The organism is Streptomyces sp. C10-9-1 (assembly GCF_024497955.1).
Taxonomy (GTDB): Bacteria; Actinomycetota; Actinomycetes; order Streptomycetales; family Streptomycetaceae; genus Streptomyces; species Streptomyces sanyensis.
The window spans coordinates 98,789-122,994 of the sequence record NZ_JANHKP010000019.1; the positions used below are offsets into that span (position 1 = coordinate 98,789).

Annotated in this window: 21 protein-coding genes; 10 read left to right on the forward strand and 11 right to left on the reverse strand. The window is 75.4% G+C overall.

Translation table 11 applies throughout. The features are described 5' to 3' along the window. The first annotated feature begins 10 nt into the window (after positions 1–10). From NPS70_RS24830 to ilvD, 3 genes are all read left to right on the forward strand, one after another. Positions 11–832 (forward strand): sugar phosphate isomerase/epimerase, encoded by an 822-nt coding sequence (locus NPS70_RS24830; protein WP_256526631.1) that lies wholly within the window; start codon positions 11–13, stop codon positions 830–832. Between the two features lie 118 nt (positions 833–950). Beyond that, positions 951–1,637, forward strand: coding sequence for a TetR family transcriptional regulator (locus NPS70_RS24835; RefSeq protein WP_256526632.1), 687 nt, complete (start codon positions 951–953; stop codon positions 1,635–1,637). 134 nt (positions 1,638–1,771) lie between these two features. Then, positions 1,772–3,622, forward strand: a complete 1,851-nt coding sequence (gene ilvD, locus NPS70_RS24840) for a dihydroxy-acid dehydratase (RefSeq protein WP_256526633.1) — start codon at positions 1,772–1,774, stop codon at positions 3,620–3,622. A gap of 45 nt (positions 3,623–3,667) precedes the next feature. On the opposite strand, the gene NPS70_RS24845 is transcribed toward ilvD, so the two are convergent. After that, complete coding sequence (locus NPS70_RS24845) at positions 3,668–5,842, reverse strand: serine/threonine-protein kinase (RefSeq protein ID WP_256526634.1); 2,175 nt, start codon at positions 5,840–5,842, stop codon at positions 3,668–3,670. 134 nt (positions 5,843–5,976) lie between these two features. On the opposite strand from NPS70_RS24845, the gene NPS70_RS24850 reads away from it, so the two are divergent. The 4 genes from NPS70_RS24850 (at position 5,977) to NPS70_RS24865 (ending at position 8,517) form a co-directional block, all read left to right on the forward strand. Beyond that, positions 5,977–6,285 carry an SH3 domain-containing protein gene (locus NPS70_RS24850; protein WP_256526667.1) on the forward strand — a complete coding sequence of 103 codons (309 nt, stop codon included), beginning with the start codon at positions 5,977–5,979 and terminating at the stop codon, positions 6,283–6,285. Between the two features lie 193 nt (positions 6,286–6,478). Continuing rightward, positions 6,479–6,817 (forward strand): PadR family transcriptional regulator, encoded by a 339-nt coding sequence (locus NPS70_RS24855; RefSeq protein ID WP_256526635.1) that lies wholly within the window; start codon positions 6,479–6,481, stop codon positions 6,815–6,817. After that, positions 6,814–7,761: a hypothetical protein gene (locus NPS70_RS24860; RefSeq protein WP_256526636.1), complete on the forward strand. Its 948-nt coding sequence runs from the start codon at positions 6,814–6,816 to the stop codon at positions 7,759–7,761. Before NPS70_RS24855 ends, NPS70_RS24860 begins: the two co-directional genes overlap by 4 nt. A gap of 177 nt (positions 7,762–7,938) precedes the next feature. After that, entirely contained in the window at positions 7,939–8,517 is a 579-nt protein-coding gene (locus NPS70_RS24865; RefSeq protein WP_256526637.1) for a GNAT family N-acetyltransferase, read from the forward strand. Between the two features lie 541 nt (positions 8,518–9,058). Here NPS70_RS24865 and NPS70_RS24870 read toward each other — a convergent pair. The 6 genes from NPS70_RS24870 to NPS70_RS24895 all read right to left on the reverse strand — a co-directional run bounded on the left by NPS70_RS24870 (position 9,059) and on the right by NPS70_RS24895 (position 16,122). After that, positions 9,059–10,576, reverse strand: coding sequence for an AMP-binding protein (locus tag NPS70_RS24870; RefSeq protein ID WP_256526638.1), 1,518 nt, complete (start codon positions 10,574–10,576; stop codon positions 9,059–9,061). Next, positions 10,573–10,869, reverse strand: coding sequence for an acyl carrier protein (locus NPS70_RS24875; protein ID WP_256526639.1), 297 nt, complete (start codon positions 10,867–10,869; stop codon positions 10,573–10,575). The genes NPS70_RS24870 and NPS70_RS24875 overlap by 4 nt, the downstream gene beginning before the upstream one ends. A gap of 48 nt (positions 10,870–10,917) precedes the next feature. Further along, a complete protein-coding gene (locus tag NPS70_RS24880) occupies positions 10,918–11,949 on the reverse strand; it encodes a 3-oxoacyl-[acyl-carrier-protein] synthase III C-terminal domain-containing protein (protein ID WP_256526640.1) in 1,032 nt (343 codons plus the stop codon). A 62-nt stretch (positions 11,950–12,011) separates the two neighbouring features. Continuing rightward, positions 12,012–13,325: an amidase gene (locus NPS70_RS24885; protein WP_256526641.1), complete on the reverse strand. Its 1,314-nt coding sequence runs from the start codon at positions 13,323–13,325 to the stop codon at positions 12,012–12,014. 85 nt (positions 13,326–13,410) lie between these two features. Next, positions 13,411–14,994 (reverse strand): MFS transporter, encoded by a 1,584-nt coding sequence (locus tag NPS70_RS24890; RefSeq protein ID WP_256526642.1) that lies wholly within the window; start codon positions 14,992–14,994, stop codon positions 13,411–13,413. A gap of 192 nt (positions 14,995–15,186) precedes the next feature. Further along, positions 15,187–16,122: a LuxR C-terminal-related transcriptional regulator gene (locus NPS70_RS24895; protein ID WP_256526643.1), complete on the reverse strand. Its 936-nt coding sequence runs from the start codon at positions 16,120–16,122 to the stop codon at positions 15,187–15,189. A 204-nt stretch (positions 16,123–16,326) separates the two neighbouring features. Here NPS70_RS24895 and NPS70_RS24900 point away from each other — a divergent pair, with 204 nt between their 5' ends. Then, on the forward strand, positions 16,327–17,004 hold the full coding sequence (locus tag NPS70_RS24900) for a 4'-phosphopantetheinyl transferase (RefSeq protein WP_256526644.1): 678 nt from the start codon (positions 16,327–16,329) through the stop codon (positions 17,002–17,004). Between the two features lie 550 nt (positions 17,005–17,554). Continuing rightward, positions 17,555–18,991, forward strand: a complete 1,437-nt coding sequence (locus tag NPS70_RS24905; RefSeq protein WP_256526645.1) for a helix-turn-helix domain-containing protein — start codon at positions 17,555–17,557, stop codon at positions 18,989–18,991. A gap of 80 nt (positions 18,992–19,071) precedes the next feature. On the opposite strand, the gene NPS70_RS24910 is transcribed toward NPS70_RS24905, so the two are convergent. Together NPS70_RS24910 and NPS70_RS24915 are read right to left on the reverse strand one after the other, a co-directional pair. Then, entirely contained in the window at positions 19,072–20,811 is a 1,740-nt protein-coding gene (locus NPS70_RS24910; RefSeq protein WP_256526646.1) for an acyl-CoA dehydrogenase family protein, read from the reverse strand. Continuing rightward, the gene (locus NPS70_RS24915) at positions 20,808–21,152 is read right to left on the reverse strand and encodes an acyl carrier protein (protein WP_256526647.1); all 345 of its coding nucleotides are present in this window, start codon (positions 21,150–21,152) and stop codon (positions 20,808–20,810) included. Before NPS70_RS24915 ends, NPS70_RS24910 begins: the two co-directional genes overlap by 4 nt. Before the next feature lie 148 nt (positions 21,153–21,300). Between NPS70_RS24915 and NPS70_RS24920 the strand changes: the two genes are divergently transcribed. Next, on the forward strand, positions 21,301–22,077 hold the full coding sequence (locus NPS70_RS24920) for a thioesterase II family protein (protein WP_256526648.1): 777 nt from the start codon (positions 21,301–21,303) through the stop codon (positions 22,075–22,077). 44 nt (positions 22,078–22,121) lie between these two features. On the opposite strand, the gene NPS70_RS24925 is transcribed toward NPS70_RS24920, so the two are convergent. Together NPS70_RS24925 and NPS70_RS24930 are read right to left on the reverse strand one after the other, a co-directional pair. Then, complete coding sequence (locus tag NPS70_RS24925; protein WP_256526649.1) at positions 22,122–23,351, reverse strand: cytochrome P450; 1,230 nt, start codon at positions 23,349–23,351, stop codon at positions 22,122–22,124. A gap of 75 nt (positions 23,352–23,426) precedes the next feature. Beyond that, positions 23,427–24,197, reverse strand: coding sequence for an SDR family NAD(P)-dependent oxidoreductase (locus NPS70_RS24930; RefSeq protein WP_256526650.1), 771 nt, complete (start codon positions 24,195–24,197; stop codon positions 23,427–23,429). Positions 24,198–24,206: the final 9 nt, after the last annotated feature.

Genomic DNA, 24,206 nt, shown 5'->3' on the forward strand with positions numbered 1-24,206 from the left:
GCTGTCTCCCGTGTCAGAACCAGTGCTGCGCATTCCGGACGCGAAGGTCGTCCTGTCGACGGCCTCCGTCTACCCGGAGAGCACGGCGACGGCCTTCGAGGTCGCCGCGCGCCTCGGCTACGACGGTGTCGAGGTCATGGTCTGGACGGACCCGGTCAGCCAGGACGTCGAGGCGCTGCGCAGGCTCTCCGACTACCACGGCATCCCGGTCCGCGCGGTGCACGCGCCGTGCCTGCTGATCACCCAGCGGGTCTGGTCCACCGACCCCTGGACCAAGCTCCAGCGTGCGCGTGCCGCCGCCGAGAGGCTGGGCGCCTCGACGGTGGTCGTCCACCCGCCGTTCCGCTGGCAGCGCGGCTACGCGCGCGAGTTCGTGCGGGGCGTCTGGCGGATGGCCGACGAGACGGACGTCCGCTTCGCCGTGGAGAACATGTACCCCTGGCGCTACCGCGACCGGGAGATGCTCGCCTACGCGCCCGACTGGGACGTGACCAAGGACGACTACCGCCACTTCACGGTCGACCTGTCCCACACCGCGACCTCGCGCACCGACACCCTGGCGATGGTGGACCGGATGGGCGACCGGCTCGCCCATGTGCACCTCGCCGACGGCAGGGGGTCGGCCAAGGACGAGCACCTGGTGCCCGGCCGCGGCGACCAGCCCTGCGCCGAGCTGCTGGAGCGGCTGGCCCACGGCCGCTTCGGGGGTGACGTCGTCATCGAGGTCAACACCCGCCGGGCGATGTCCGCGGCGGAGCGCGAGGCGGACCTCGCCGAGGCCCTGGCCTTCACCCGGCTGCATCTGGCCTCCTCCCGCACGCCCGGTCCGTGACCGGCCCGGACCGCCCCGTCCGCCCCCGGCCGGGGGCCCGGGGCGCGCCCGGCGACGGGGGCCGTGCCCGCCCGGCCGCCGACCCGACCCCGCCGCCCACCACCGAGGAGCCCGCCAGGTGACCGAGGAGCCCAGACGACGGGGCCGCCCCGCGCGCCGGGCGGCCGACGCGCGCCCCGGGGCCCGGGAGCGGATCCTGCAGGCCGCCCGCACCGAGTTCGCCGAGCGCGGCTACGACAGGACCACCATGCGGGGGATCGCCCGCGCCGCGGAGGTGGACGCCGCGCTGGTGCACCACTACTTCGGCACGAAGGACGAGGTCTTCGCCGCGGCCATCGAGCTGTCCTTCGAGCCCGCCATGATCGTCCCGCAGATCCTCGGGCAGGGTGCGGAGGGCATCGGCGAGCGGCTGGCCCGCTTCTTCATCGGCGTCTGGGAGAACCCCGCCACCCGCGCCCCGCTGCTGGCGGTCATCCGGTCGGCGCTCACCCACGAGGCCGCGGCCGCCGTGCTGAGGGGCTTCGTGCTGCGGCGGCTGCTGGAGAGGGTGGCCGCGGAGCTGGAGGTGCCCGACCCCCGGCTGCGGGCCGAGCTGGCGGCCTCGCACATGGTCGGCGTGGCCGTGCTGCGGTACGTGCTGCGCGTGGAGCCCCTGGCGTCGTCCGACCCGGAGGAGATCGTGCGGCTGGTCGCGCCGTCCCTCCAGCGCTACCTGACCGCGGCGGACGCGGCGGGTGACGCTCCGGCCGGCCCGCCCGGCGGCCGGGGCCCCGCGGGTGGCGGCGCGGGCCCCGGCGAGGTCTGAGCCCGGCCGCGGGGCCGGCGCACCGGCCGCCCGCAGGGCGGTCTCCGCGTCCCACATCCCGGGCAAGCTGTCCAGATCTTGGAGCGACGGCGTACGCTCGACCCAGGCACAACCATCACGAGGAGCGAGCGACGATGCCCGAGCTGAGGTCCCGCACGGTCACCCACGGACGCAATATGGCGGGCGCCCGCGCCCTGATGCGCGCCTCGGGCGTAGCCAGTGAGGACATCGGCAAGCCCATCGTCGCCGTCGCCAACTCCTTCACCGAGTTCGTCCCCGGTCACACCCACCTCGCGCCGGTCGGCCGGATCGTCTCGGAGGCGATCAAGGCGGCGGGGGCGGTGCCGCGCGAGTTCAACACCATCGCCGTCGACGACGGCATCGCGATGGGCCACGGCGGGATGCTCTACTCGCTGCCCTCGCGCGACCTGATCGCCGACTCGGTCGAGTACATGGTGGAGGCGCACTGCGCCGACGCCCTGATCTGCATCTCCAACTGCGACAAGATCACCCCCGGGATGCTGATGGCCGCGCTGCGCCTGAACATCCCCACCGTCTTCGTCTCCGGCGGGCCGATGGAGGCCGGCAAGGCGACCCTGGTCGACGGCACCGTCCGCAAGCTGGACCTGATCAACGCGATCGCCGACGCGGTCGACGAGAACGTCTCGGACGAGGACATCCTCCGCATCGAGGAGAACGCCTGCCCGACCTGCGGCTCCTGCTCCGGCATGTTCACCGCCAACTCGATGAACTGCCTGACCGAGGCGATCGGCCTCTCCCTGCCGGGCAACGGCTCCGTCCTCGCCACCCACACCGCCCGCCGCGCCCTGTACGAGAACGCGGCCCGCACCGTCGTGGACATCACCAGGCGCCACTACGAGGGCGGTGACGACTCCGTCCTGCCGCGCAGCATCGCCACCCGCGCCGCCTTCGAGAACGCGATGGCCCTGGACATCGCCATGGGCGGCTCGACCAACACGATCCTCCACCTGCTGGCCGCCGCCCAGGAGGCCGAGCTCGACTACGACCTCTCCGACATCGACCAGGTCTCCCGCCGGGTGCCCTGCCTGGCCAAGGTGGCGCCGAACGTCGCCCCCGGCGGCACGTACTACATGGAGGACGTGCACCGGGCGGGCGGCATCCCGGCGATCCTCGGCGAGCTGTACCGCGGCGGCCTGCTGAACGAGGACGTCCACACCGTCCACGCGGCCTCCGTCAAGGAGTGGCTGGACACCTGGGACGTGCGCGGGGGCTCCCCCTCCGAGGAGGCCGTCGAGCTGTGGCACGCCGCCCCGGGCTGCAGGCGCTCCGCCGAGGCGTTCTCCCAGTCCGAGCGGTGGGACACCCTGGACCTCGACGCCTCGGGCGGCTGCATCCGCGACGTGGAGCACGCCTACTCCGCGGACGGCGGCCTCGCCGTGCTGAAGGGCAACCTCGCCGTGGACGGCTGCGTGGTGAAGACCGCGGGCGTCGACGAGTCGATCTGGACCTTCGAGGGCCCGGCCGTGGTCTGCGAGTCGCAGGACGAGGCCGTCGACAAGATCCTCCGCAAGGAGATCGCGGCGGGCGACGTGGTCGTCATCCGCTACGAGGGCCCGCGCGGCGGTCCGGGGATGCAGGAGATGCTGTACCCGACCTCGTTCCTGAAGGGCCGCGGGCTCGGCAAGGCCTGCGCCCTCGTCACCGACGGCCGCTTCTCCGGAGGCACCTCGGGCCTGTCGATCGGCCACGCCTCCCCGGAGGCCGCCTCCGGCGGGACCATCGCCCTCGTCGAGGACGGGGACCGCATCCGCATCGACATCCCCGGCCGCTCCATCGAGCTGCTGGTGGACGAGGCGACCCTGGACGCCCGGCGCGAGGCCCTGGGCGGGGTCTACGCCCCCCGGGACCGCGAGCGCAAGGTGTCGGCCGCGCTGCGGGCGTACGCCGCCATGGCGACCAGCGCCGACAAGGGCGCCGTCCGCGACGTCTCCAGGCTCGGCTGACCGCCCACGGCCCCGCGACCCGCCCCGGGCCGGTCGCGGGGGCCGTCACCAGCCGCCGGGGGCGGCCGCGTCCAGGGCGAAGACGCTGCCGTCGGGTGCCGTCGCGTGGACCCGGCCCCCGGCGAGCACCGGGGCGGGCAGCCGCGGGCTGAAGGTGTTCCGCCCGGTGTGCATCCGGGGGTCGCTCTGGCCCACGAGGGTGCCCCGGGCCGCGTCCACCGCGAGCAGGCGCCCGTCCCCGGACGAGACGAAGACCGCGCCCGCCCCCGCCGCCGGGCGGGAGAGCCTTGCCGCCGCGGTCTCCAGCCGCCACAGCTGCGCGCCCCGCCCGCCGTCCGCTGCCGTGTCCACCGCGATCAGCGAGCCGCCCGCCCCCGTGACGTGCACGGTGTCGCCGTGCGCGGCAGCCTGGGCCTGGTCCACGGGCGCGTCGAGCGGGACGCGGGTCACCGAGCCGTCCGCACCGGAGAGCTCCAGGCGCACCACGGCATCGGTGAAGCCGTCGAGGTCCGAGGCCAGCAGGTGCAGCGCGGGCCCCGCCGGTTCCACCGGGGAGAGCAGCCCGTCCAGCCTCCGCTCCCACAGCGGCCGGCCGTCGTCCGGCGCCACCGCGCCGACGGTGGTGGCGGACCCGTCGGCCGACGGGGTGACGGCGAGCAGCGGCCCGCCGGGCGAGGCCACCCACTGCGCCCCGGCCCGGCCCCGGGCGGTCCAGCGCACGGCTCCCGTCGCCGCGTCCAGCGCATCGAGCCGGCCGTCCGCGGACACCAGCAGCACCAGGCCGCCGGCGACGCGCACCGCCGCGTGGCCGGAGGCGTCGCGCTCCCAGCGCACCTCCCCGCTCTCCGGGTCGAGCGCCCGGTGCCGCCCGCCGCCCGAGGGGGTCACCTGCAGCAGGCCGCCGGAGAGCACCGGTGCCTCGCCCCCGCCGGGACGGGCGTGCGCTCCGGCCGTCCAGGCGGTCGTGCCGTCGGCCGCCTCCAGCCGCACCGCGGTCGTCCCCGGCGCCGTGCAGAACACCGCGCCCGCCGAGGCCGTGCACGCGGGGATGCCGCTGCCGGACGCCTCCCGCAGCGGCACGCTCCACGGCCGGAGGGCACCGTCGGCCGTGTTCGCCGCGGGCGCGGGCGACCCGCCCCCGCGGTCCCCGGGTGCCGCGACGGAGAAGGCCACCGCGGCGGCGGCCACCGCTGCGCAGGCGGCCGAGACCAGCCGTACGGCGCGGCGCCGCGGCCGGGAGCGGTGCGGAGGGAGCGCCCGAGCCCCCGCGGGGGCCCGCCCTCCGCGGGTCCCCTCCGCCTCCCCGGCGCCGGCCGCGGGCCGATCGGCCGCGGTGTCCGGGCCGGACCCCCGCTGCGCCGGGATGTGGGCCTGGGTGTCGTGGGCGGCCGAGGGCGAGGCCGCCCGCAGAGCCACCATCACCTCGTACGGGGAGGGGCGGTCGGCCGGGTCCTTGGCGAGGCAGCGGCGCAGCAGCGGCACCAGGTCGCCGGGCACGCCCGTCAGGTCGGGGTCGTCGTGCACGACCTGGTAGGCCACGATGTAGGGGCTGTCGGAGTCGAAGGGGCCGCGACCCGTCGCCGCGTGCACCAGCACCGCACCGAGCGCGAACACGTCGGCCTCGGGGCCGACTTCCCGGGGGCGCTGGAACTGCTCGGGCGCCATGAACGGCGGTGTCCCGATCAGCTTCCCCGTCTCGGTGCGCAGTTCGCTGTCGCGCGGGCGGGATATGCCGAAGTCGATGACTTTCGGCCCGTCCCGGGCGAGCAGCACGTTGCCCGGTTTGAGGTCACGGTGGACCACTCCGGCCCGGTGGATGTCGCGCAGCGCCTCCGCCAGGCCCGCCCCGACCCGGCGCAAGCGCGCGGAGTCCAGCGGTCCGTGGCCCTTGACCTCCTCGGCCAGGGTGGGGCCCTCGATGAACAGGGTGGCCATCCACGGGCGCGGCGCGTCCGGATCGGCGTCGACGACCGGCGCGGTGAAGGCCCCGCTCACCCGGCGGGCCGCGGCGACCTCCTGCCGGAACCGCGCCCTGAACTCGGGGTCCGCCGCGTGCTCGGCGTGCACCACCTTGACCGCCAGCCGCAGCCCGGACGCCGAGGACGCCAGGTGCACGACACCCATCCCGCCGTGCCCCAGGCACTCCTCCAGCCGGTACTGCCCGGCCTGCCCGGGCTGTTCCGCGTCCGGGAACGCCCCGGTGCTCCGCAGCGGCGGCATCCCCACCCCCGTCCGATGGTGCGCACACGCGACGCTCGGAGCCTAGTCGATGACGCATGCGATTCGGCCATCGCTTGCTAGCCTGCGCGCGGCGGGCCGAGGTGGTCCGCGAGGACGTGACGACGGGGGTTGCCATGGGGGTCGACGAGGTGTCCGGCGCGGGGGCCGAAGGGGTGCGGACGGCGGGGTACACGGTGCCGCGGTACCCGGTCGCACCGGGGGTCCGGCTGAACGTGCGCTCGGGGCCGGGCACGCAGTACCGGGTGGTCCGGGTGCTGCCGTACGGGGCGAGCGTGCCGGTCAACTGCCAGACGGCCGGCCAGTGGGTCACCGGCCCCTACGGCACCAGCAACATCTGGGACAACATCGCCGACGGCCAGTTCGTCTCGGACGCCTACGTCCTGACGGGCAGCGACGGGTACGTGGCCGTCCGCTGCTCCTGACGGCCGAGGGGCGGCCCCGGCCGTCCACCGCCGTGCCGCGAGGCCCGGGGCCCGGCGCGCAGCACGCGCGCCGGGCCCCGGGCCTCGTGCCGTGCGGGAGCCCGGGCCCTCGCCTGGGGCGAGGCACATTCCTGTGGTCGTCACCATGATGTAGGTCTGGCATTAGTGTGCGCCGCACAGTATGGTGTCGTTCGTGGCCGTAGAAGAACTGTCCCTGAGCCAGGCTCAGGAGCTGCGCCGCGGGACGGTCGTGCTGGCCTGCCTGGCGCTGCTCCGCACGCCCCAGTACGGGTACGCCCTGCTGGAGACCCTCAACGAAGCGGGGGTCTCCGTCGACGGCAACACGCTCTACCCGCTGCTCCGCCGGCTGGAGAAGCAGGGCCTGCTCACCAGCGAATGGAACACCGACGAGTCCCGGCCGCGGAAGTTCTACCGGGTCAGCCCGGACGGCTCCCGCGTCCGCACCTCCCTGGTGCGGGAATGGGAGGACCTCGTCGCCTCGATCTCACGACTCACCAAGGAGAACGGATGAGCACGAGCACGCTCACCGAGCGCTACGTGCATGAGGTCGTCCGGCGGCTCCCCGCCGACCAGCGCCAGGACATCGCGCAGGAGTTGCGCGCCACCATCGCCGACACCGTCGACGGCCGCCCCGGTGCCGACCCCCGGGCCGCGGAACGCGAGGTGCTGATCGAACTCGGCGACCCCGTGCGCTACGCCGCCCGGTACACCGACCGGCCCGCGGCGTTCATCGGGCCCGACCTCTACCCCTCCTACGTCCGCCTCCTGCGCCCGCTGATGGCCGGTCTGCTCCCCGTCGTGGCCGTCGTGTTCACGGTGCTCGACCTCCTGGACGGGCGCGGCGTGGGCCAGGCGCTGGCCACCGGCGCCGGCACCCTCTTCTCCTTCGGCGCCCAGCTCTTCGCCGCGGTCACCCTGCTCTACGCCGCCGCCGACCGGATGCGCCGCCCGCGCGGCATGCTCGCCTCCGCGGCCGCCTGGTCCCCGGAGGACCTGCCCGAGGTCCGGCAGGGCGAGCGCACCGGCACGGCCGCCGCGAGCCTGGCCGCGGCGGCCCACGTGGTGCTCATCGCCCTGGTGTTCTGGCAGCACACCGCCCGGCCCTACCGGCTCGGTGACGGCACCCCGGTCGAGGTCCTGGACCCCGCCCTGTGGTCGGGCTGGATCTGGCCCGTCCTCGGCGGACTGGCCGCCCTGGCGGCCGTCGGTGTCGCCCGGGTCGCCGCGGGTGGCTGGACCCTGCGTCTGGCCGCCTGGTACACGGCCGCCCAGGCGCTGTTCAGCCTGCCGCTGGCCTGGGTGCTGCACCGCCAGCTCCTGCTCAACCCCGAGTTCCTGGCCGACGCCACGGCGCTGTGGGACTCCCCGGACCCCGTCTACGACGGCATGGCGCTGCTCGTGCTGCTGGGTGCGGCGATCGGGGTCTTCACGGCCTTCCGCGACGCCCGCCGATGAGACCGCGCTCCGGTGCGCGGGGTACACCCCCGGCCCCCGCACCGGAGCGCACCACGCAGGAGGGGCCGCCCGGCCGCAGGAGCCGGGCGGCCCACGTGCCAGGCCCACGGGTGCGGTCCCCGGGCGTCCGGGCACACGGATGGCCCGGGGCGGGCGTGACGCGGCAGGATGCTCCGCATGACCCTGCCCACCCCCGAACTGCGCACCGCCCGCCTGCGACTGCGGCCGTTCACCGGCACCGACGCGGCGTCGCTGTACGCGCTGCACAGCAGCGCCCACGTGCTGCGCTACTGGGACTCCCCACCCTGGACCGAACCGGCCCGCGCCCAGCGCTTCATCGCGACCTGCCGGACGATCGAGGAGGAGGGCACGGGAGCCCGGGTGGCCGTCGACCGCGTCCGCGACGGCGCGTTCATCGGCTGGTGCGGCCTGACCGGCTGGAACCCGGACTTCCGCAGCGCGTCCCTCGGCTACGTCCTCGACGCCGCCGCGTGGGGCCACGGCTACGCCACGGAGGCCGCGCACGCCGTCCTGCGGTGGGCGTTCGACACCCTGGACCTGAACCGCGTCCAGGCCGAGACCGACACGCGCAACGTGGCGTCCGCCCGGGTCCTGGAGAAGCTCGGCTTCGTCCGCGAAGGCACCCTCCGCGAGGACTGCGTCGTCAACGGCGACGTCTCCGACTCCTGGGTCTTCGGCCTGCTCCGCCGCGAGTGGCACCCGACGTCGTCGCCCGCGCCGGAACCGAACCGGTGAACAAGGCCACGAGGGACGTCCACGGCGAACGCGGGACGCCCGTCCGGCGGGGAGCAGCGAGTGGCCGGCGGACGACCGCAGCGCATCACCGAAGTCCGGCGGCAGGCCGCCCGGCTGATCCGGGACTGCCACCCCAAGGGGCACCGACCCCGCCCGTGCGACGCGGCCGTCACGCGGGGCTGCGCTGGCCTCGGCGGCAGCACCTGCGCCGTCGATCGGTGCGCGACCGGGCTCCTTCCCGCCCTGTCCACCGGCGGCGGCAGCCCGGCCACCGGCAGCGTGTCTCCCCGCGGTGAAGCGGTGCACTTCCGCGAACACGCGGGCGTGCTCCCGGCGTTCCCGCCGACGCGACACTGCCGGAGCCGAAGGCCGCCGGCACCGGGCAGGGCATCGCCCGCGCTCCGCCGACCGCCTCGTCGCATCCTGACCCGCCCGCCCCCGGCGGGCTGTGCGCGATCCACCCGCCTCCCCGCAGGCCCCCGCCGACCACGCCCGCCGAGCGGACCGGCGGCCCTCCCTCGCCCCCGGGCGGTCCCGCCCGTCAGCCCCCGGCGGCCAGCAGCTGCTCCCGGATCCGGTTGCGGTCCACCTTCCCCGTGGACGTGCGCGGCAGCGGCTCCCGGACGGTCTCGATGACGGCCGGCACCGCCGCGCGAGCCGAGCGCTGCGCGCAGTGCTGCCGCAGCGCCAGCACCCCCGCCGCACCGGGACCGGTCAGCCGGATGCGGGCGTGCAGGCGGTGCCCGGCGACCGGGTCCGGCAGGGCCACGACCGCCGCCTCCACCACCTCCGGGTGCTCCAGCAGCACGCCCTCCACGCTCTGCGTGCTGACCTGGAAACCGCGGACCTTCACCAGGAAGTCCTGCCGTCCGACCAGGCGCACCGTGCCGTCCGCCTCGCGGGTGGCGAGGTCCCCCGTGCGGTAGTAGACCCGGCCCGCGACGCCGTCCGGGTGCGGGCCGAAGCGTTCGCCGGAGGCGGCGTTCGCGTAGCCCGCCGTCTGGAACGGGGTGCTGACCAGCAGCTCCCCGCTGCCCGGGCCGTGCAGTGCCCGGCCGTCCCCGCCGGTGATCAGCCACTCGACTCCCGGCAGCGGGCGGCCGATCGGCAGCGGCGCGGTGACGGGCAGGGTGCGGTCCACCTCGTGGAGGAAGCTGTTGTTGGTCTCGGTGCAGCCGTAGTTGTTGTACCAGCGCGCCCCCGGCAGCAGCCGGGGCAGCTCGTCGAGGAGGCGGCCGGGCATCGCGTCCCCGGCGAAGACGACGTGCTCGGGGCCCTCCAGCGGCCCCTGCTCCGCCGTCTCCAGCAGCAGCCGGAAGAGCAGCGGGACGCCCTGGACCACGCTGACCCGGTGCCGGACGATCTGCTCGCGCAGGTGCCGGGGCACCGTGGCGCGCTCCGGGTCGACCAGCACCGCCGTCCCGCCGCAGGCCAGCGTGGACCAGACGTCCAGCAGGCTGATGTCGAAGTTGAGCGGCGCGTAGTTGAGCACGGCGGTGCCCGGGCCGACACGGAAGGTCTCGCCCACCCAGCCCGAGAAGCGCGTCACGGCCCCGTAGGGCAGGGGGACGACCTTGGGCAGTCCGGTGGAGCCCGAGGTGGTGAGCAGGAAGCCGGGCGCGTCCTCGGCGGTCCTCCGGGGCAGCGGCAGGCCCCCGGGTCCGCCGCCCGGGTGCCCGGCGGGCGTGGCCGGACCGGTGTGCGGGTCCACGACGACGTCCACCAGCGGTCCCGGCAGCGTCGAGAGCACCGCGGAGCAGCCCGCCTGCCGGCAGAGTTCCCCGAACGGGGCGTCGGGCAGCTCGTGCGAGGGGAGCAGGAAGCTGCGGCCCGCCAGCAGGCAGCCCAGCACCAGGGCGACGGTCTCCGGCGACTTGCGCACGCGCAGGCCCACCGGGCGGCCGTCGTCCGGGACCGCGGCCTCCACCTGCGCCCGCGCCCGGCAGGCCAGGGCGTACAGCTCGGCGTAGCCGACCGGCCGGTCCTCCCAGACGAGCGCCGGGGCACCGGGCCGGTCGGCGGCGTGCCGGGCGAACGCCTCGACGAACGACGGGCTCATGCGCCGCCCTCCCCGCGCGCCGCGCGTTCGGCGACGGCCCTGATGGCCGCCACCGTGCGGAAGTTGCGGCCGGCCAGGTCGGCGTCCGGCAGGACGATGCCGTACCGCTGCTCCAGCCAGGCGGCGATGTGCAGGATGCCGAGACTGTCGATCACGGCGGTGGCCAGCAGGTCGTAGTCGGGGTCGAGTTCCCCGGCGTCCACGCCGGGGAGGAACCGCTCGACGACGAACGCGGCGATGTCGCCGTCCAGGACGTCGGGCACGGCCGTGGCGGCGGGGGGCTCGGCGGGCATGGTGCTTCCTTCCGGTGCTTCGTTCGGCGCGGCCCGGCGGGCGCCGCGTCAGATCTCGATCAGGGTGCAGAACCAGTGCATGCCGGGCGCCGCGACACCGACCAGCGCCACCAGGTCGCCCTTGGCGAGTTCGCCCCGCTCGATGTGCTTCCACAGGCAGACGAGCTGGTCGGCGGCGCCCATGTGCCCCAGCTCGGCGGCGAGCCGGGCGTTCGTGCGGTCGAGCGGGATCCCGAGGGCCTCCGCGGCGTTCGCGATCGCCTGGCGGCTGTCGTTGAGGTGGATGACGCGGGCGAGTTCGCCGCGCTCGCGCCCGGCGCGGGCGAGCGCGGTGCCGACGACGGCCGCGAGACGGTCGCCGATCTCCCGCATGAACCCCTGGAACCGCTCGGGGTCCCGCCCGAAGTGCCGGTACACCCGGGCCATCGGGTCCACGACCAGGTCCGCGCTCCCCTGCGGCGGGAGGGGCGCCGCGGCGCCGCCGTACTCGATCCGGAAGAGGTCCGCGTACTCGGGGTTGGTGGTCCGGGCGGAGGAGAGGCGGCGCAGCCGGGGGTGGTCGCGCCGCAGCACCGCGGCCACCGCCCCGTCGCTGGCGATCGACCCGTTGAACTCCATCCGGTTGGTGTGCGCCTCGCTCACCACGTTGACCAGGACCACCAGCACCGTGCCGGTCTCGGGCGAGAGCGCCATCGCCCCGGCGGCGTGGTCGAGCGCCACCGACCAGGCGGCGCAGGACTGGGCGAGCAGGACGGTCGGCGTCTCCCGGGAGCCCAGCTCCCGCGCGAGGGCGGCGGACGGGTCCCAGCCCAGGTACTCGGGGACGTCGGAGTTGCCGAGGACGATCAGGTCCACCTCGCCGATGTCGAGGCCGGCCATCTCCAGGGCCTCACGGGAGGCGTCGGCGGCGAGGCGGGTCGCCGTGGTGCCCCCGGCGGCCCGGTGGTACGAGGTGTACCCGAGGGCGAGGACCGCCTCGGGGTCGGGGACGTAGTCGGCTGCCGTCTCGGCCACACTCCGCCGCTCGCCGAAGGCCGTGCCGGTGCTGACGATGCCCAGCTCGACTGTACTGCTGCCCATACGGTGTCCGTTCGCTTGTGCATGGCTCGGGGCCGGGGCCCCGCGGGGCGTCGCGGCAGGTCTCAGGCGCCGTCCCCGGAGACCGGCCGCTCCAGTTCGGCGGCCCAGGCGAGCAGCGCCTCGTCGCCGCCCGGATGCCCCACCAGCTGAAGTCCCAGCGGCAGTTCGCCCTTTGGGCGGGCCTGCGGGAGGGTCAGGCAGGGCAGCCCCGCCCCGCTCCACGGCAGCGACATCACCGACTCGCCCGGGTTGCCGAGGTCCCCGGGGGCGGGGCCGGTCGCCGCCGGGGCCGCCCAGAGGTCCACGCCGTGGGCGCGGGCCGCCTCGGCGATCGCCCCGCGGAAGTCCTCGCGCTGCTCCAGGCACGCCCGGTGGTCCTCCTCGGAGGCTCCCTGGCCCTGGACGATCGCCTGCGCGGTGCGCTCGTCGTACAGCTCCCCGAAGCGCCCGAACCAGTCGGCGTGCGCCCGGGAGAGTTCGTAGAGGTTGATCACGAACAGGGGGAAGGCCTCCTCCTCCAGCTTCTCGAAGAGGGGCACGCGCGCGATCTCGTAGCCCGCGGCGGCGAGCGCGGTCAGCTGCCGGTCGTAGGCGGCGCGGGCCTCGGGCTCCGCGAAGTCCAGGTAGGGGCCCTCGGGGACGCCGAGCACCGGGCGGCGGGCGGGGGCCTTCGCGGGGTCGAAGCCGTCGCAGAGCACCTCCGCGGCGAGCGCGGCGTCGGCGACGGTGGCGGCGGCCACGCCGACCGTGTCGAAGGTGGGCGCCACCGGGAGCACGCCGTCCAGCGGGATGCGCCCGTGGCTCGGCTTGAAGCCGACCACGCCGCAGTAGGCGGCGGGGCGGATCAGCGAGCCGATCGTCTGGGTCCCGACGGCGAGCGGGACCATGCCCGCCGCCACCGCGGCCGCGGAGCCGCTGCTGGTGCCGCCCGGTGTGTGGTCGGGATGGTGCGGGTTGCGGGTCGGGGCGGGGGCGGTGACGGCGAACTCGCCGGTGGCCGTCTTGCCCGCGATCAGCGCGCCCGCCCCGACCAGCCGGTCCACCACCGCGGCCTGCGGACCGGCCAGTTCCTCCGGCGGCAGCGCGGAGCCCGCGGCCGTGGGCAGACCGTCGACGTGCACGATGTCCTTCACCCCGACCGGCACCCCGTACAGCGCGGGCCGGTCGCCGGGCGCGGTGCCCCGCGCCGCGAGTTCCCGGGCGGCCGCGCGCAGCCGCCCGGCACGGTCCGGCTCGGGCACGAAGGCCCGTACCGTGCCGTCCGCCTCGGCGATGCGCCGGAGCGTGCGCTCCGCCTCGGCGAGCGGCTCCGTGTCGCCGCTGCGCAGGCGCTCGGCGACGCGGACCAGGGAGACGGGCTGAACGAGATCTTCCATGGGTGTCCTCGGGTCCTCGGGGTGGTGGTCCGGTGCGGTCGGCGGTCGCCGCCTGGTTGCGGTGGGCCGCCCGCTCCCGCACGGGTCAGGGGGAGCCCTTCGCGGGGCCGGTGAGCACGTCGTCGGCGGGGGGCCCGGCGGGCTCCTGCCCGCCGGGGGCGTCCGGGCGGTTCGGGACGGGGCCGCCCGCGGTCGGCGCGGGGAGCTCCTCCACCTCGGCGAGCGGGATGTCGAGGACGGCGAGGTGGCGGCGGCCGAACGGCAGGGCGAGCGCCAGCAGCACCATCAGCCCGGCCAGGAGCAGCGTCGCCGAGGGCGCGCCCATCGCGTCGGCGAGCACGCCGGCCGCCAGCGGCCCGATCCACTGCACGGCCTGGAAGCAGAACCTGCTGGTCGCCGCGACGCGTCCCACGTAGGCGTCGGGCACCAGCCGGACCTCGTAGGACTCGGTGACGACGTTGATCGGCACCATGCAGGTCATGCCGAGCAGCATCACCAGGCCGATCTGCCACGGCTGGGGGACCAGGGCCACCAGGGCGAAGGACCCGGCGAAGGTCCAGGCGGCGAGCGTCAGCACCCGGCGCGCGCCCAGCGAGCGGATCAGGCTGGGTGCCGCCACCGCGCCCACCACGCCGCCGACGACGGCGAGCGAGGAGGCGAGGCCGACCGCGTTCGGCCCGCCCCCGCGGTGGTGGATCAGCACGATGAACAGCAGGGTGAGCCCCTGGGCCACGGTGTTCAGCACCGCGCCCCAGACGAGCGTAAACACCAGGTAGTCGCTGCGGCGGATCATCCGCACGCCGTCGCGCATCTCCGCGACGAGGCCGTGCCGCTGCTCCCCGCCGGGGGCGCGGTCGGGCCCCAGCGGACGGCGGATCAGCAGCGAACTGACCGTGATGAAGAGGAAGGAGAGGGCGTCGAAGAGGAAGGGCACCCAGCGGCCGACGGTGTAGAGCAGGCCGCCGAGCGGTGCCCCGACCAGCTGGACCACCATGTCGCGGCCCATCATCTGTGCGGTGGCGTCGGGCACCTGTTCCTTGGGGACCACCCGGCGCAGCACGGGCGCCGCCACGCTGTTCTTGAGGCCGGCGGCGAGGCCGCTGGCCAGGGCGAGCGCGTCGAGCGCCGGGATGGAGGGGTCGCCCCGGTAGACCAGCAGGGCCACGGCGCCCATGGCCAGCGCCTCGGCCAGCGAGGACAGGCACAGGATGGCGCGGCGCGAGACCCGGTCGGCGAGTGCCCCGCCGACGGCGAGGGTGGCCAGTTTGCCGAGCATCTGCAGGCCGGTGATGGTGCCCGCCTGGGCGGCGGATCCGGTGGCCCACAGCATCAGCAGCGGGAACGCGATCATGGACACGCTGGTGCCCAGCGTGGACAGCCCGTTCCCGGTCCACCAGTACAGGTAGTCGAGGTTCCGCCACAGGGAGGGCGGCCTGTCCCCGGTGCCGTCCGCGTCCCCGCCGTCTCCGGCCCCCTCCGCGGGGCCCTGCCCCGTGGTGGAGCCGCCGCCGGGGGGCGTCCCGCCCGCGTCGGGGCTCCCGCCCCGCGCCGCGGCTCGCGGGTCCTTCTCGTCCGGGGGTTCGCCGGTGTGGTCCGACAGGTGCCCGGCGGCCTCCGCGGGGGCCCCCGTCTCCCCGGGTTCCGTCTGGTCGGGACGTGGCTGAGCCATCGCCGTCCGCCCCCCGTCCTTTCGCGATCGGGTCCCACCGGACCCGGGCCGTCATCCGGGCCGTCGCCTGGACGGCCGACCTCGCGAGCATGCTGGTCGATCCGTCGCGGCCGGTGCCAGGCACCGCACCGGCAACTCACGGGGGCAAGTTGCCGCCGGGCGCGGAGCGCCCCGGGCCGCCTCGGGCCGGGCTCAGATCCAGCCGCGCTTGGCGGCCTGGTAGCCGGCCTCGAAGCGGCTCGCGGCGCGCAGCCGTACGCACAGGTCGGCCACGATCCTGCGGACGGTGCGCAGGGAGACGCCGAGCCGGCGCCCGATGACGTCGTCGTTGAGCCCCCGGGCCAGCAGCCGCAGCAGTTCCTTCTCCCGCGGGCTCAGTCCGTGCTCGTCCGGCTGGGTCGGGGTGCCGAGCGGGACGCCCTGCTCCCAGACGCCTTCGAACAGCGCGACAAGGGCCTCCAGGGTCCCCGGGGCCGTCAGCTGGACGACACCCCGCCAGGGGTCGGCCGGGTCGGCGGGGAGCAGCGCGCAGGCGCGGTCGGCGATGACCATGGGGACGGGCAGCGAGGGCACCGTGCGGACCGGGCAGCCGAGCCCGCCGCTCCAGCCGTCGCCGTGCAGGCCGCGGGTGTCGCTGCGGACGCTGTCCGTGGAGACGGTGCGGGTGGCCACCCCCCGGCCGCGGACCTGGCGTTCCAGTGCCTGGGCGGTCTCCAGCCATTCCCCCGGGGCACCGCCGGGGAGGAAGGCCAGCCACTCGCTGCCGACGGCCCCGGCGAGGCCGCGCAGCCGCTCTGCGACCGCCTCGCGGCCCGAGAGGCACTCGCTGCCGCTGTCGCCTCCGGGCGCCCGGTGCACCTCGGAGAAGCGGTCGGCATAGCGGTCGACGAGGGCGAGCACGGCGGCCCGGTCCTCCTCGAACTCGCGGAGCCGGGACTCGATTCCGGCCATCTGCCGGAAGAGCAGCGCCTGGAGGCCGAGCCGGGGGTCGACGAGCCGGCCGACGCCCTCGCCGACGGGGTGGAGCAGGTCCAGCTTCTCCAGGCGCCCCAGTGCCGAGACCACCTCGTCGACGGGGCGCCCCAGATGGTCCGCCAGGCCCTCGGCGCTGTGGTGCCGACCGCTCATCAGGCGTTTGTAGACTGCCGCGGTCAGGCCGTCGAGTCCTAGCCGTTCCAGCATTGAGCACGCCCCCGGGTTCCCCGCTGCCCCTCGTCTCCTGCGCACCATCTTCACATGGGGGGCCCTGCCGCCGCAGGCGCACGGGAACGCTCCGTACGCGGCCGGCGGCGGGAGTCAAACCGGCGCGCCGTGAAAGGAGTTCGCGCGGTGATGGCCGATCTCGCACCCCCCGGGGTACTCACCGCGGAGGCGACGGGGGACGCGGGCCCCGACGGGGCCGCGGAGCTGCATCCGGACGAACTGGCCTGCGTGGCGGACGCGGTGGCGGAGCGGAGACGGGAGTTCACCACGGTCCGCGGGTGCGCCCGGCGGGCCCTCGCCGGGCTGGGGGTGGCTCCGGTCGCGCTGGTCCCGGGGCCGATGGGGGCCCCGGCGTGGCCCGACGGGGTGGTCGGCAGCATGACCCACTGCCGGGGCTACCGGGCGGCGGCGGTGGCGCGGTCGGCCGCGTACGCCTCGCTCGGCGTGGACGCGGAGCCGGTGGAGCCGCTGGCTCCGGCGGTGGCCCGCCGCGCGCTGCGCGCGGCCGAGCGCGCACGGCTCGCGGAGGTCTTCCCGCCGGGGGGCGAGGCTGCCGCCCGGCGGCTCGCGGTCTCGGCGAAGGAGGCCGCGTACAAGGCGTTCTCCCCCTGGCTCGGGCGGCGCTTCGGCTTCGCCGACTTCACCGTGGAGCTGTTGCCCACGGGGGTGTTCACCGCCCGCCCGCCGGCTCCGGTTCCCTTCCGTTCCGCCGGGGGCGAGGGGGTATTCACGGGTCGTTGGGCGGTGGGCCAGGGAATTCTGCTCACGCTTCTCGCGCTTCCCGCCGTTCCCCCCGGCTCATGCTGACATGTCCGGCTCTCTCCGTATTCGCTGGACCTGGCATCAAGCGGTCATGCGGCCCCTACCTGCCATCTTCTCGTCTCCCCATCGGGCAACTTGTCGAGTAGGGTCCGCTTCAGGCCACGTCGGGCGCATTCCGGGGGAAGTCGTCATGTAGAACGAGCCATTAATCGAATATTTCAAGCCATGTCATCGTGCTGCCCTTGCGGACCCGCCCGGCCGGGTCGCCAGCGGCCGGAGCACGTCGGGACGGCCTGCCGCGCGCTGCGGTGCGAGCGGGCCGGGATGCGACCTGCGGCCACGAGGCAGTGGATACCAGCCATTCTCCGCCACGGGGTACGCCGTGGCGGAGCGAGCGTGTCGAGCGGCGGAATTGCCGGTCGCCCAGGAACGACCGCCACAACCGATTCACGGCGGCCCGCCACGAGCGAGGGGCCGCCGAACGCGTCCGTGCGGTGCGGATTCCCCAGGAACGCAGCATTCCGTTCTTTCGGGGGTCCGGTGGGGTGCGCGGACGCGGCACCTGCTGTGAATTCTGACAAGGGGGATGTGTCCAATGGTGATGTCGAGTGAGTTCGTACCCTTCGACAGAACGGACATCCACCAGCTGCGCGACTTCCTGCTGAATCAGCGCAGGGTCTCCGGCTGGACGCAGGAGGAACTCTCCGAACGCTCAGGGGTCAGCGTCCGGACCATCCGCAACCTGGAGACGGGCTCCAACACCAACCCGCGGCGCACGTCCGTGGCCCTGCTGCTGTCGGCGCTCGGCGCGGCACCCGCCGCGCCCTCCGAGGCCCCGGGCTGGGACGGCTCCTGCTGGCCCGCACTGCCGGACCGGCAACCGGAGCCGCCGCACGCGCCGCAACGCGCGTCGACCCTCTCGCCCTGGCAGGGGCCCCGTCCCCAGCGCGACCCCCTGGTGGGCCGCCAGGCGGACATGCGCCATGTCCTCGCCGCCGCCCAGCGCAGCCGGCTGATCATCCTCACGGGCTCCGGCGGCGTGGGGAAGACCCGCCTCGCGCTCGCCGCGGCCGCCCGCCTGCGGCCGCTGTTCCGCGAGGGCGTCGCCGTCGCCGAGCTGCGCGACTGCCCGCCCGAACACCTCGACCCGGTCCGCACACGCGCCGAGTTGACGCGCGTCGCACGGGAGCTCGTGGGCGAGCCGGCCACCGCCTCCGGCGACGGCGGGTCCCCCGGACGCCGGCTGGTGGTGCTCGACGGGGCCGAGCACGTCGTGCAGCAGACCGCCCGGCTGGCCCGCCGGCTGCTGGACGCCCACCCCGGGCTGCACCTCATCGTCACCTCGCGACGGGCCCTGGCCTCCGGGTCGGCCGAGACCTGGGAGGTCGAGCCCCTGCCGGTGGAGGGCCACGACGGGCAGGCCGGACGGGACGACGCCGTGCCGGGAGCGGTGGAACTGCTGCTCCGGCGCGTCCAGGCGGGGCTGCCGCTGCTGGACCTCGCCCACCACCTGCCCCAGGTGCACCGGTTGTGCCGGCTGCTCGACGGAGTGCCGCTGGCCATAGAGATCGCCGCCCAGCGCCTGCGGTCCCTGCCGCTCAGCTCGCTGCTCGACGAGCAGACCCTCTTCCACCTCCTCGACCAGGCCGACACCGGTGGTCTCAGCGCCCACCGCACCCTCTCCGAGAGCGTGCGCTGGAGCTACGACCTCCTGCCCGACCAGCACCGCGAGCTGCTCCACGAACTGGTCGCCCTGCCCGACGGCTTCTCCCTGGAGCAGGTGCTCACCGCGCGGTCCGCCCGGCGCCTGGGGATGATGCGGGTCGCCCACCTGCTCGCCGAGCTGGCCGACGCCTCCCTGGTGCAGACCCACCGCGAACGCCACTACACCTACCGCGTCCACGCCCTCGTCCGGCACGTGGTCGCGCAGACCACCCGTCCCGCACCGGAACTCCGGGCCGACCGGGTGCCGGTCCAGAGCCGCGCGGCGGCGAGGATCACCCGCGAGCGGCCGGTGCCCGCGGGACGCTGACCCCCCGGGGCCGTCCCCGGGGGCGGCGAGGACGGGCGGCGGGCCGTCGGCACCGTCGCCCGTCCTCGCCGCCCGGCCGCTCAGTCCCGCGCCGCCGCCAGCACGGCGTCCAGCGAGAAGTGATCCGGCCCGTCGAGACGGGCGAACATCAGCTCCTCCAGCCACGGCAGCAGGCTCTCGTCCAGCTCCGCCGTCGGGTCCAGCCGCTGGAGCAGGCGCTGAAGCACCAGCACCAGCCAGCCCGCGCTGCGGGTGGTGGCCCGCTCCGCTCCGCCGCCGTGGAGCCAGGTGTAGAGGCAGGAGGCCGCGGCGTGGTGCAGGCAGTGCTCGGCCGCGGTGTCCTGCGCCTCGGTCGTGGCGGCGTCCGGCGCCTGCGCCGCGAGACGGGCGTAGAACGCCGCCCGGCGGGAGCCGAGTTCGTCCAGCACCTTCGCCAGTGCGCCGCCCACCCCGGACGGCAGGTCCCGGGCGGCGATCTCCCGGGCGCGGGCCGCCGCGGGCTCGAAGCCGCGGGTGATCTCGTCCTCCGCCGCGTTGGTCAGCCGCAGCGCCCGGCCGGAGGGCTCCCACACGGGTGCCTCCTCCGAGCGGTCGAAGAGCCGCCGCAGCACCTCGTCCCCGCCCGGCTGCGGCCGGTCGGCCACCCGTGCCACGGCGGGCAGCTGGGAGGCGACGGCGTGCAGGTTCACATGCGTGGTGCCCTCGAAGATGCTCGCGATGGCATGGTCGCGCTGCAGCTTCTGGAACGCGCCCCCGGCCACCCCCTCGCGCAGGTAGCCCCGGGCTCCCAGCACCCGGCCGCACTCCTGCACGACCTCCTCGCCGAGCGTGGGCACCAGGTACTTCACCACCGAGGACCACAGGCTCAGCCGCGAGGGCACCAGCGACAGCGACCGGGCGACCGGGAGGGTGGTGCACTCGGCGACCAGCAGGTCCAGATGGGCACGGACCAGATGGCGGCGGATCACCGGGATCCGGTAGATCTCCTCGCCGTACAGCACCCGCTCGCGGGCGTGGCGCAGGGCGATCCGCAGCACCGAGTCCATGGTGCCCAGGGAGAGGGCCCCGATCGCGGTGCGGGTGATCTGGAGGACCGTCAGGATGGCGGTGAGTCCGGCACCCGGGCGGCCCAGCAGCGCACCCGCCGGCACCCGCGTGCCCTTCAGGACGATGCCGCTCAGGTCGTGGCCGCGCAGGCCCACCGTGCGCACGAAGGGATGGTTCTCGAACTCGGCCGGATCCGCCTGCTCCTTGTCGAGCAGCAGCAGCGAGGACCCCGCGTTCTCCACGGCCGCGTAGACGGTCACGAAGCGGCCCCTGGTCGCGTTGCCCACCGGCCACTTCTCGCCCGTGAGCCGGTAGCCCTCCCCGTCCGCGACCGCCCGGGTCGTGTTGGTGCCCAGGTCGCTGCCGTGGTCCGGTTCCGAGACGGCGAAGCAGGCCAGCGCGCCGTCCAGCATCCCCTCGGCGACCCGGGACCGCTGCTCCTCGTCCCCCCACAGCCACACCGGATTGACGCCCAGCAGCGCCGATCCGAACATCACCGACACCGTCAGGTTGCGGCGGGCCAGCGGCCGGGTGAGCAGGACCAGCTGCTCCAGGTTGCGCAGACCGCCGCCGAACGCCTCGGGCACCAGGTAGCGCGCGAAGCCCCAGGAGCGCACCAGGTCCACGGCGCCCGGCGGCAGTTCGCCGGCCTCCTCGTGGGCGACCGTCCGGGCGAAGCCGAACGGGCCGTCCGGGTCGGCCGGGTCGCCGAGGAGCCGGTCCAGCTCGGCGGCGAGGGCGTACGAGGGGCGGTCCGCCGCGGTGCCCGTCATGCCGCCGGGGCCTCGGCGCCGTAGCGGGCGAACATCGAGGACACCTCGTCCTCCTCGGCGAGCTGCGCGCGCCCCGCGGCGATCTCCTCCGCGACGAAGGCGATCACGTCGCTGACGCGCTCCAGCTTCATGGCCTCCTCGGGGGTCAGCGTCCGCAGCCCGTAGAGGTCCTCCAGGTTGTAGCCGAGCTCGGCGAGGACCAGGGAGTGGAAGCCGAGGTCGCCGATGAGGCGGTGGCCGGGCTCGACCGCGTCGAGCTTGCGCGGGGCGATCAGCCGGACCATTCCGCACACCACGGGGGAGACGGCCTCGGCGCCGACGGCGGCAGGAGTCTGAGTCATGCGCCGAACCTAGGGCGGTGCCGTCGGGCTTCCCAGGCAACCGGCCCGGCAAGCTCACGGCAACTCGGCTCCTCCCGGAGCCGGGTCGGGCCCACGATGCCGCCGGGCTGCCTGGCCCGCCCCGGCCCGGATGGGCGAGGCTTGGGGCATGAGTGCCACCGACGCCTACGCCCGGGGAGCGAGCTGGGTCAACGCCCGCTTCACCGCGGGAGCCCCGCGGCTCCGGTTGATCTGCCTGCCCCAGTCCGGGGGCGGTGCGACCGCCTTCACCGGATGGCGGCCGCACCTCCCGGAGGGAGTGGAGCTCGCCCCCGTGGAACTCCCCGGCAGGGGATCGCGGATGGCCGAGCCGGTGATGGGCGAGATCGGGCCGCTGCTCGACGCGCTCCTCGACGGGCTCCGCGGCGAACTCGGCACCCCCTACGCGCTGTTCGGCCACAGCTTCGGCGCCCTGCTCGCCTACGAGCTCGCGCTCAGGACCGAGCGGGACAGGCTGCCGGCTCCCGCGGCCCTGTTCGTCTCCGGGTCGCGCGCCCCCCAGGTGCCGCTGGGCCGGGCCGCCGTCGCCGGGAGCGGCGACGAGGAGCTCGCCGACTGGCTGCTGCGCACCGGCGGCCTGCCCCGGGAACTGCTGGACCACCCCGACTTCCTCCGCGAGGTCCTGCGCGCCGTCCGCGCGGACATGGCCATGGCGGAGCGGTACCACGTACCGGAGCCGGTGCCCGTCGGCTGCCCCCTGTTCGCCCTCGCCGGACGGGACGACGAGGTCAGCCCGCCCCGCGCGGTGGCCGCCTGGTCCTCCTGCACCACCGCGGTCCACCGCACCGCGCTGGTGCCCGGCGGCCACTCCTACCCCCGGACGCACCCGCGGGAGACCGTCCGCGCCGTCCGCGACGGGCTCGCCCTGGCGGGGATCGACCTCTGAGCGCCCCCGGCGGGCCCGGCGCCCGGGCCCGCCGGGGAGCGGGATCAGCGGGCCGGGGCGAGGGCCACCGGAAGCGAGGAGAACCCGCTCAGGAAGTTCGAGTACACGTGCCGCGGCTCCCCGTCCGGACGCGCCGAGCCCACCAGCTCCCGCAGGCTCTCCAGCAGCGCGCCCAGCTCCGCACGGGCCAGGAACGCCCCGAGGCAGAAGTGCGGCCCGTGCGCGAAGGACAGGTGCTTGTTGGGCGTGCGGGCCAGGTCGAACACGTCCGGGTCGGTGAAGACGCGCTCGTCGCGGTTGCCCGACGCCAGCCACGCCACCACGACGTCCCCCTCCTCGACGAACTGGTCGTCCACCAGCACGTCCTGCGTCGCGGTCCGGCCGCTGTGCAGGGCCGGGCTGGTCCAGCGCAGGACCTCCTCCACGGCCGGGGCGATGCCCGCGCGGCCGGAGACCAGCGCCTGCCACTGGTCCTCGCGGTGCATCAGCGCGTGGAGCCCGCCGATCATGGCGAAGCGGGTCGTCTCGTGGCCGCCCATGATGATGCTGTAGCAGTTGAAGACGATCTCCTCGTGCGTCAGCGGGCGCCCGTCGATCTCCTTGGTCACCAGCAGGCTGACGACGTCGTCGTAGGGCTTGGCGCGCCGCTGCGCCGCCAGCTCGGAGAAGTACAGCAGCAGGCCGTTGCGGGAGGACCAGGTGGCCTCCTCGGTGGGCGCCCCGTCGGCGGAGGACAGCGCCGTGGAGGTCAGGTCGATGATGTGCTGCCGCTCCCCGGCGGGCACACCCAGCAGGTCGCAGATGGCCGCCAGCGGGATGTGGGCGGCCACGTCGGCGGCGAAGTCCACCCGGCCGCGCTCCACGGCCTCCTCGACCAGCTGCCGGGTCCCGCGCCGCACGCTCCGGACCACCACGTCCAGGGAGCGCGGGGAGAACGGCTTCAGCAGCGCGCTGCGGAGCGCCTTGTGGGGACGCCCGTCGGTGACCGCCAGCATCTGCCCGGCGGCGGAGTCGCCCCCGGCGAGCAGGGTGTCGAGCACGTTCCCGCGCTCCGAGGTGAAGGTCTCGCTGTCGTTGAGCACCGAGACGATGTCGGCGTGGCCGCTGACGACCCAGAAGCCCGGGCGGTCGGCGGTCTCCGGCTGCCAGTGCACCGGCGACTCGCTGCGCAGCCGCCGCCACAGCGGCCCCAGGTCGTGGTCGGCGTGCAGCAGCGGGTCCGCGAGGTCCAGGGCGTCGAGCGGGCCCGGGGCGAGGGCGGGGCGGGTGTCCATGGGGCTTCCTCGGGTCGGTGGGCGGATACGGGGGGGGCGCGGTGCCCGGGCGGGGCGCGGGCACCGCGCGCGGGCTCAGCCCAGGGGCTTCAGCGGGCCGGGGAAGAAGGCCGTGGTCGCCCCGGCGGTCTCGGCGCCGTCGACGGTGAACTGCTGGCCGGAGACGAACGCGGCCTCCGGCGAGGCCAGGAAGTGGAACATTGCGGCGATCTCCTCCGGCAGGGCGTGCCGCCGCGCCGGGATGCGCTCGTTGACCTCCTGGAGCATCGCCTCGGTGTACTCCGCGCGCTGCATGGGCGTGAGCACGGCACCGGGGGCGACGCACGCCGTGCGGATCAGCGGGCTCAGCTCCACGGCGAAGGTCTGGCAGAGCGAGGCGACACCGGCCTTGCTGGCGTTGTAGTCGGCGTAGAGCGGGTATCCGCGGGAGCCGTTGACGGAGGCGGTCGCCAGGAGCACGCCCTCGCCCCGGCGCAGCATGTGCGGCACGCTGTGGCGCCACAGGGCCAGCACGCCCATCAGGTTGACGTCCAGGGTGCGCCGCGCCTCCTCCTCGGTCAGCTCGCAGATGCCGTGCCGGATGCTGATGCCCGCGTTGGCGACCACCACGTCCAGGCGCCCGCGTGCGGCGTGCACCCGGTCGACCTCCTCGCGCACGGCGTCCCAGTCGGCCACGTCCACCTCCCTCCAGTGGACCGCCCCGCCCCCCTCGCGGGGGCCGTCGGGGACGCCGGGGGCGGGCGGGGCGACGTCGAGGTTCACCACGTGGTCGCCGGCGCGGGCGAACCGCTCCGCGGTGGCCTGGCCGATGCCGCTGGACGCGCCGGACACGATGACGGTGCGCATGGGTGCTGC

What these genes read in the sequence shown, in the direction of transcription:
- ilvD (WP_256526633.1), top strand. Translation starts at nt 1,772, where the DNA reads ATGCCCGAGCTGAGGTCCCGCACGGTCACCCACGGACGCAATATGGCG.
- NPS70_RS24845 (WP_256526634.1), bottom strand. Translation starts at nt 5,842, where the DNA reads ATGCCGCCGCTGCGGAGCACCGGGGCGTTCCCGGACGCGGAACAGCCC.
- NPS70_RS24850 (WP_256526667.1), top strand. Translation starts at nt 5,977, where the DNA reads ATGGGGGTCGACGAGGTGTCCGGCGCGGGGGCCGAAGGGGTGCGGACG.
- NPS70_RS24860 (WP_256526636.1), top strand. Translation starts at nt 6,814, where the DNA reads ATGAGCACGAGCACGCTCACCGAGCGCTACGTGCATGAGGTCGTCCGG.
- NPS70_RS24865 (WP_256526637.1), top strand. Translation starts at nt 7,939, where the DNA reads ATGACCCTGCCCACCCCCGAACTGCGCACCGCCCGCCTGCGACTGCGG.
- NPS70_RS24870 (WP_256526638.1), bottom strand. Translation starts at nt 10,576, where the DNA reads ATGAGCCCGTCGTTCGTCGAGGCGTTCGCCCGGCACGCCGCCGACCGG.
- NPS70_RS24875 (WP_256526639.1), bottom strand. Translation starts at nt 10,869, where the DNA reads ATGCCCGCCGAGCCCCCCGCCGCCACGGCCGTGCCCGACGTCCTGGAC.
- NPS70_RS24880 (WP_256526640.1), bottom strand. Translation starts at nt 11,949, where the DNA reads ATGGGCAGCAGTACAGTCGAGCTGGGCATCGTCAGCACCGGCACGGCC.
- NPS70_RS24885 (WP_256526641.1), bottom strand. Translation starts at nt 13,325, where the DNA reads ATGGAAGATCTCGTTCAGCCCGTCTCCCTGGTCCGCGTCGCCGAGCGC.
- NPS70_RS24890 (WP_256526642.1), bottom strand. Translation starts at nt 14,994, where the DNA reads ATGGCTCAGCCACGTCCCGACCAGACGGAACCCGGGGAGACGGGGGCC.
- NPS70_RS24895 (WP_256526643.1), bottom strand. Translation starts at nt 16,122, where the DNA reads ATGAGCGGTCGGCACCACAGCGCCGAGGGCCTGGCGGACCATCTGGGG.
- NPS70_RS24900 (WP_256526644.1), top strand. Translation starts at nt 16,327, where the DNA reads ATGGCCGATCTCGCACCCCCCGGGGTACTCACCGCGGAGGCGACGGGG.
- NPS70_RS24905 (WP_256526645.1), top strand. Translation starts at nt 17,555, where the DNA reads ATGGTGATGTCGAGTGAGTTCGTACCCTTCGACAGAACGGACATCCAC.
- NPS70_RS24910 (WP_256526646.1), bottom strand. Translation starts at nt 20,811, where the DNA reads ATGACGGGCACCGCGGCGGACCGCCCCTCGTACGCCCTCGCCGCCGAG.
- NPS70_RS24915 (WP_256526647.1), bottom strand. Translation starts at nt 21,152, where the DNA reads ATGACTCAGACTCCTGCCGCCGTCGGCGCCGAGGCCGTCTCCCCCGTG.
- NPS70_RS24920 (WP_256526648.1), top strand. Translation starts at nt 21,301, where the DNA reads ATGAGTGCCACCGACGCCTACGCCCGGGGAGCGAGCTGGGTCAACGCC.
- NPS70_RS24925 (WP_256526649.1), bottom strand. Translation starts at nt 23,351, where the DNA reads ATGGACACCCGCCCCGCCCTCGCCCCGGGCCCGCTCGACGCCCTGGAC.
- NPS70_RS24930 (WP_256526650.1), bottom strand. Translation starts at nt 24,197, where the DNA reads ATGCGCACCGTCATCGTGTCCGGCGCGTCCAGCGGCATCGGCCAGGCC.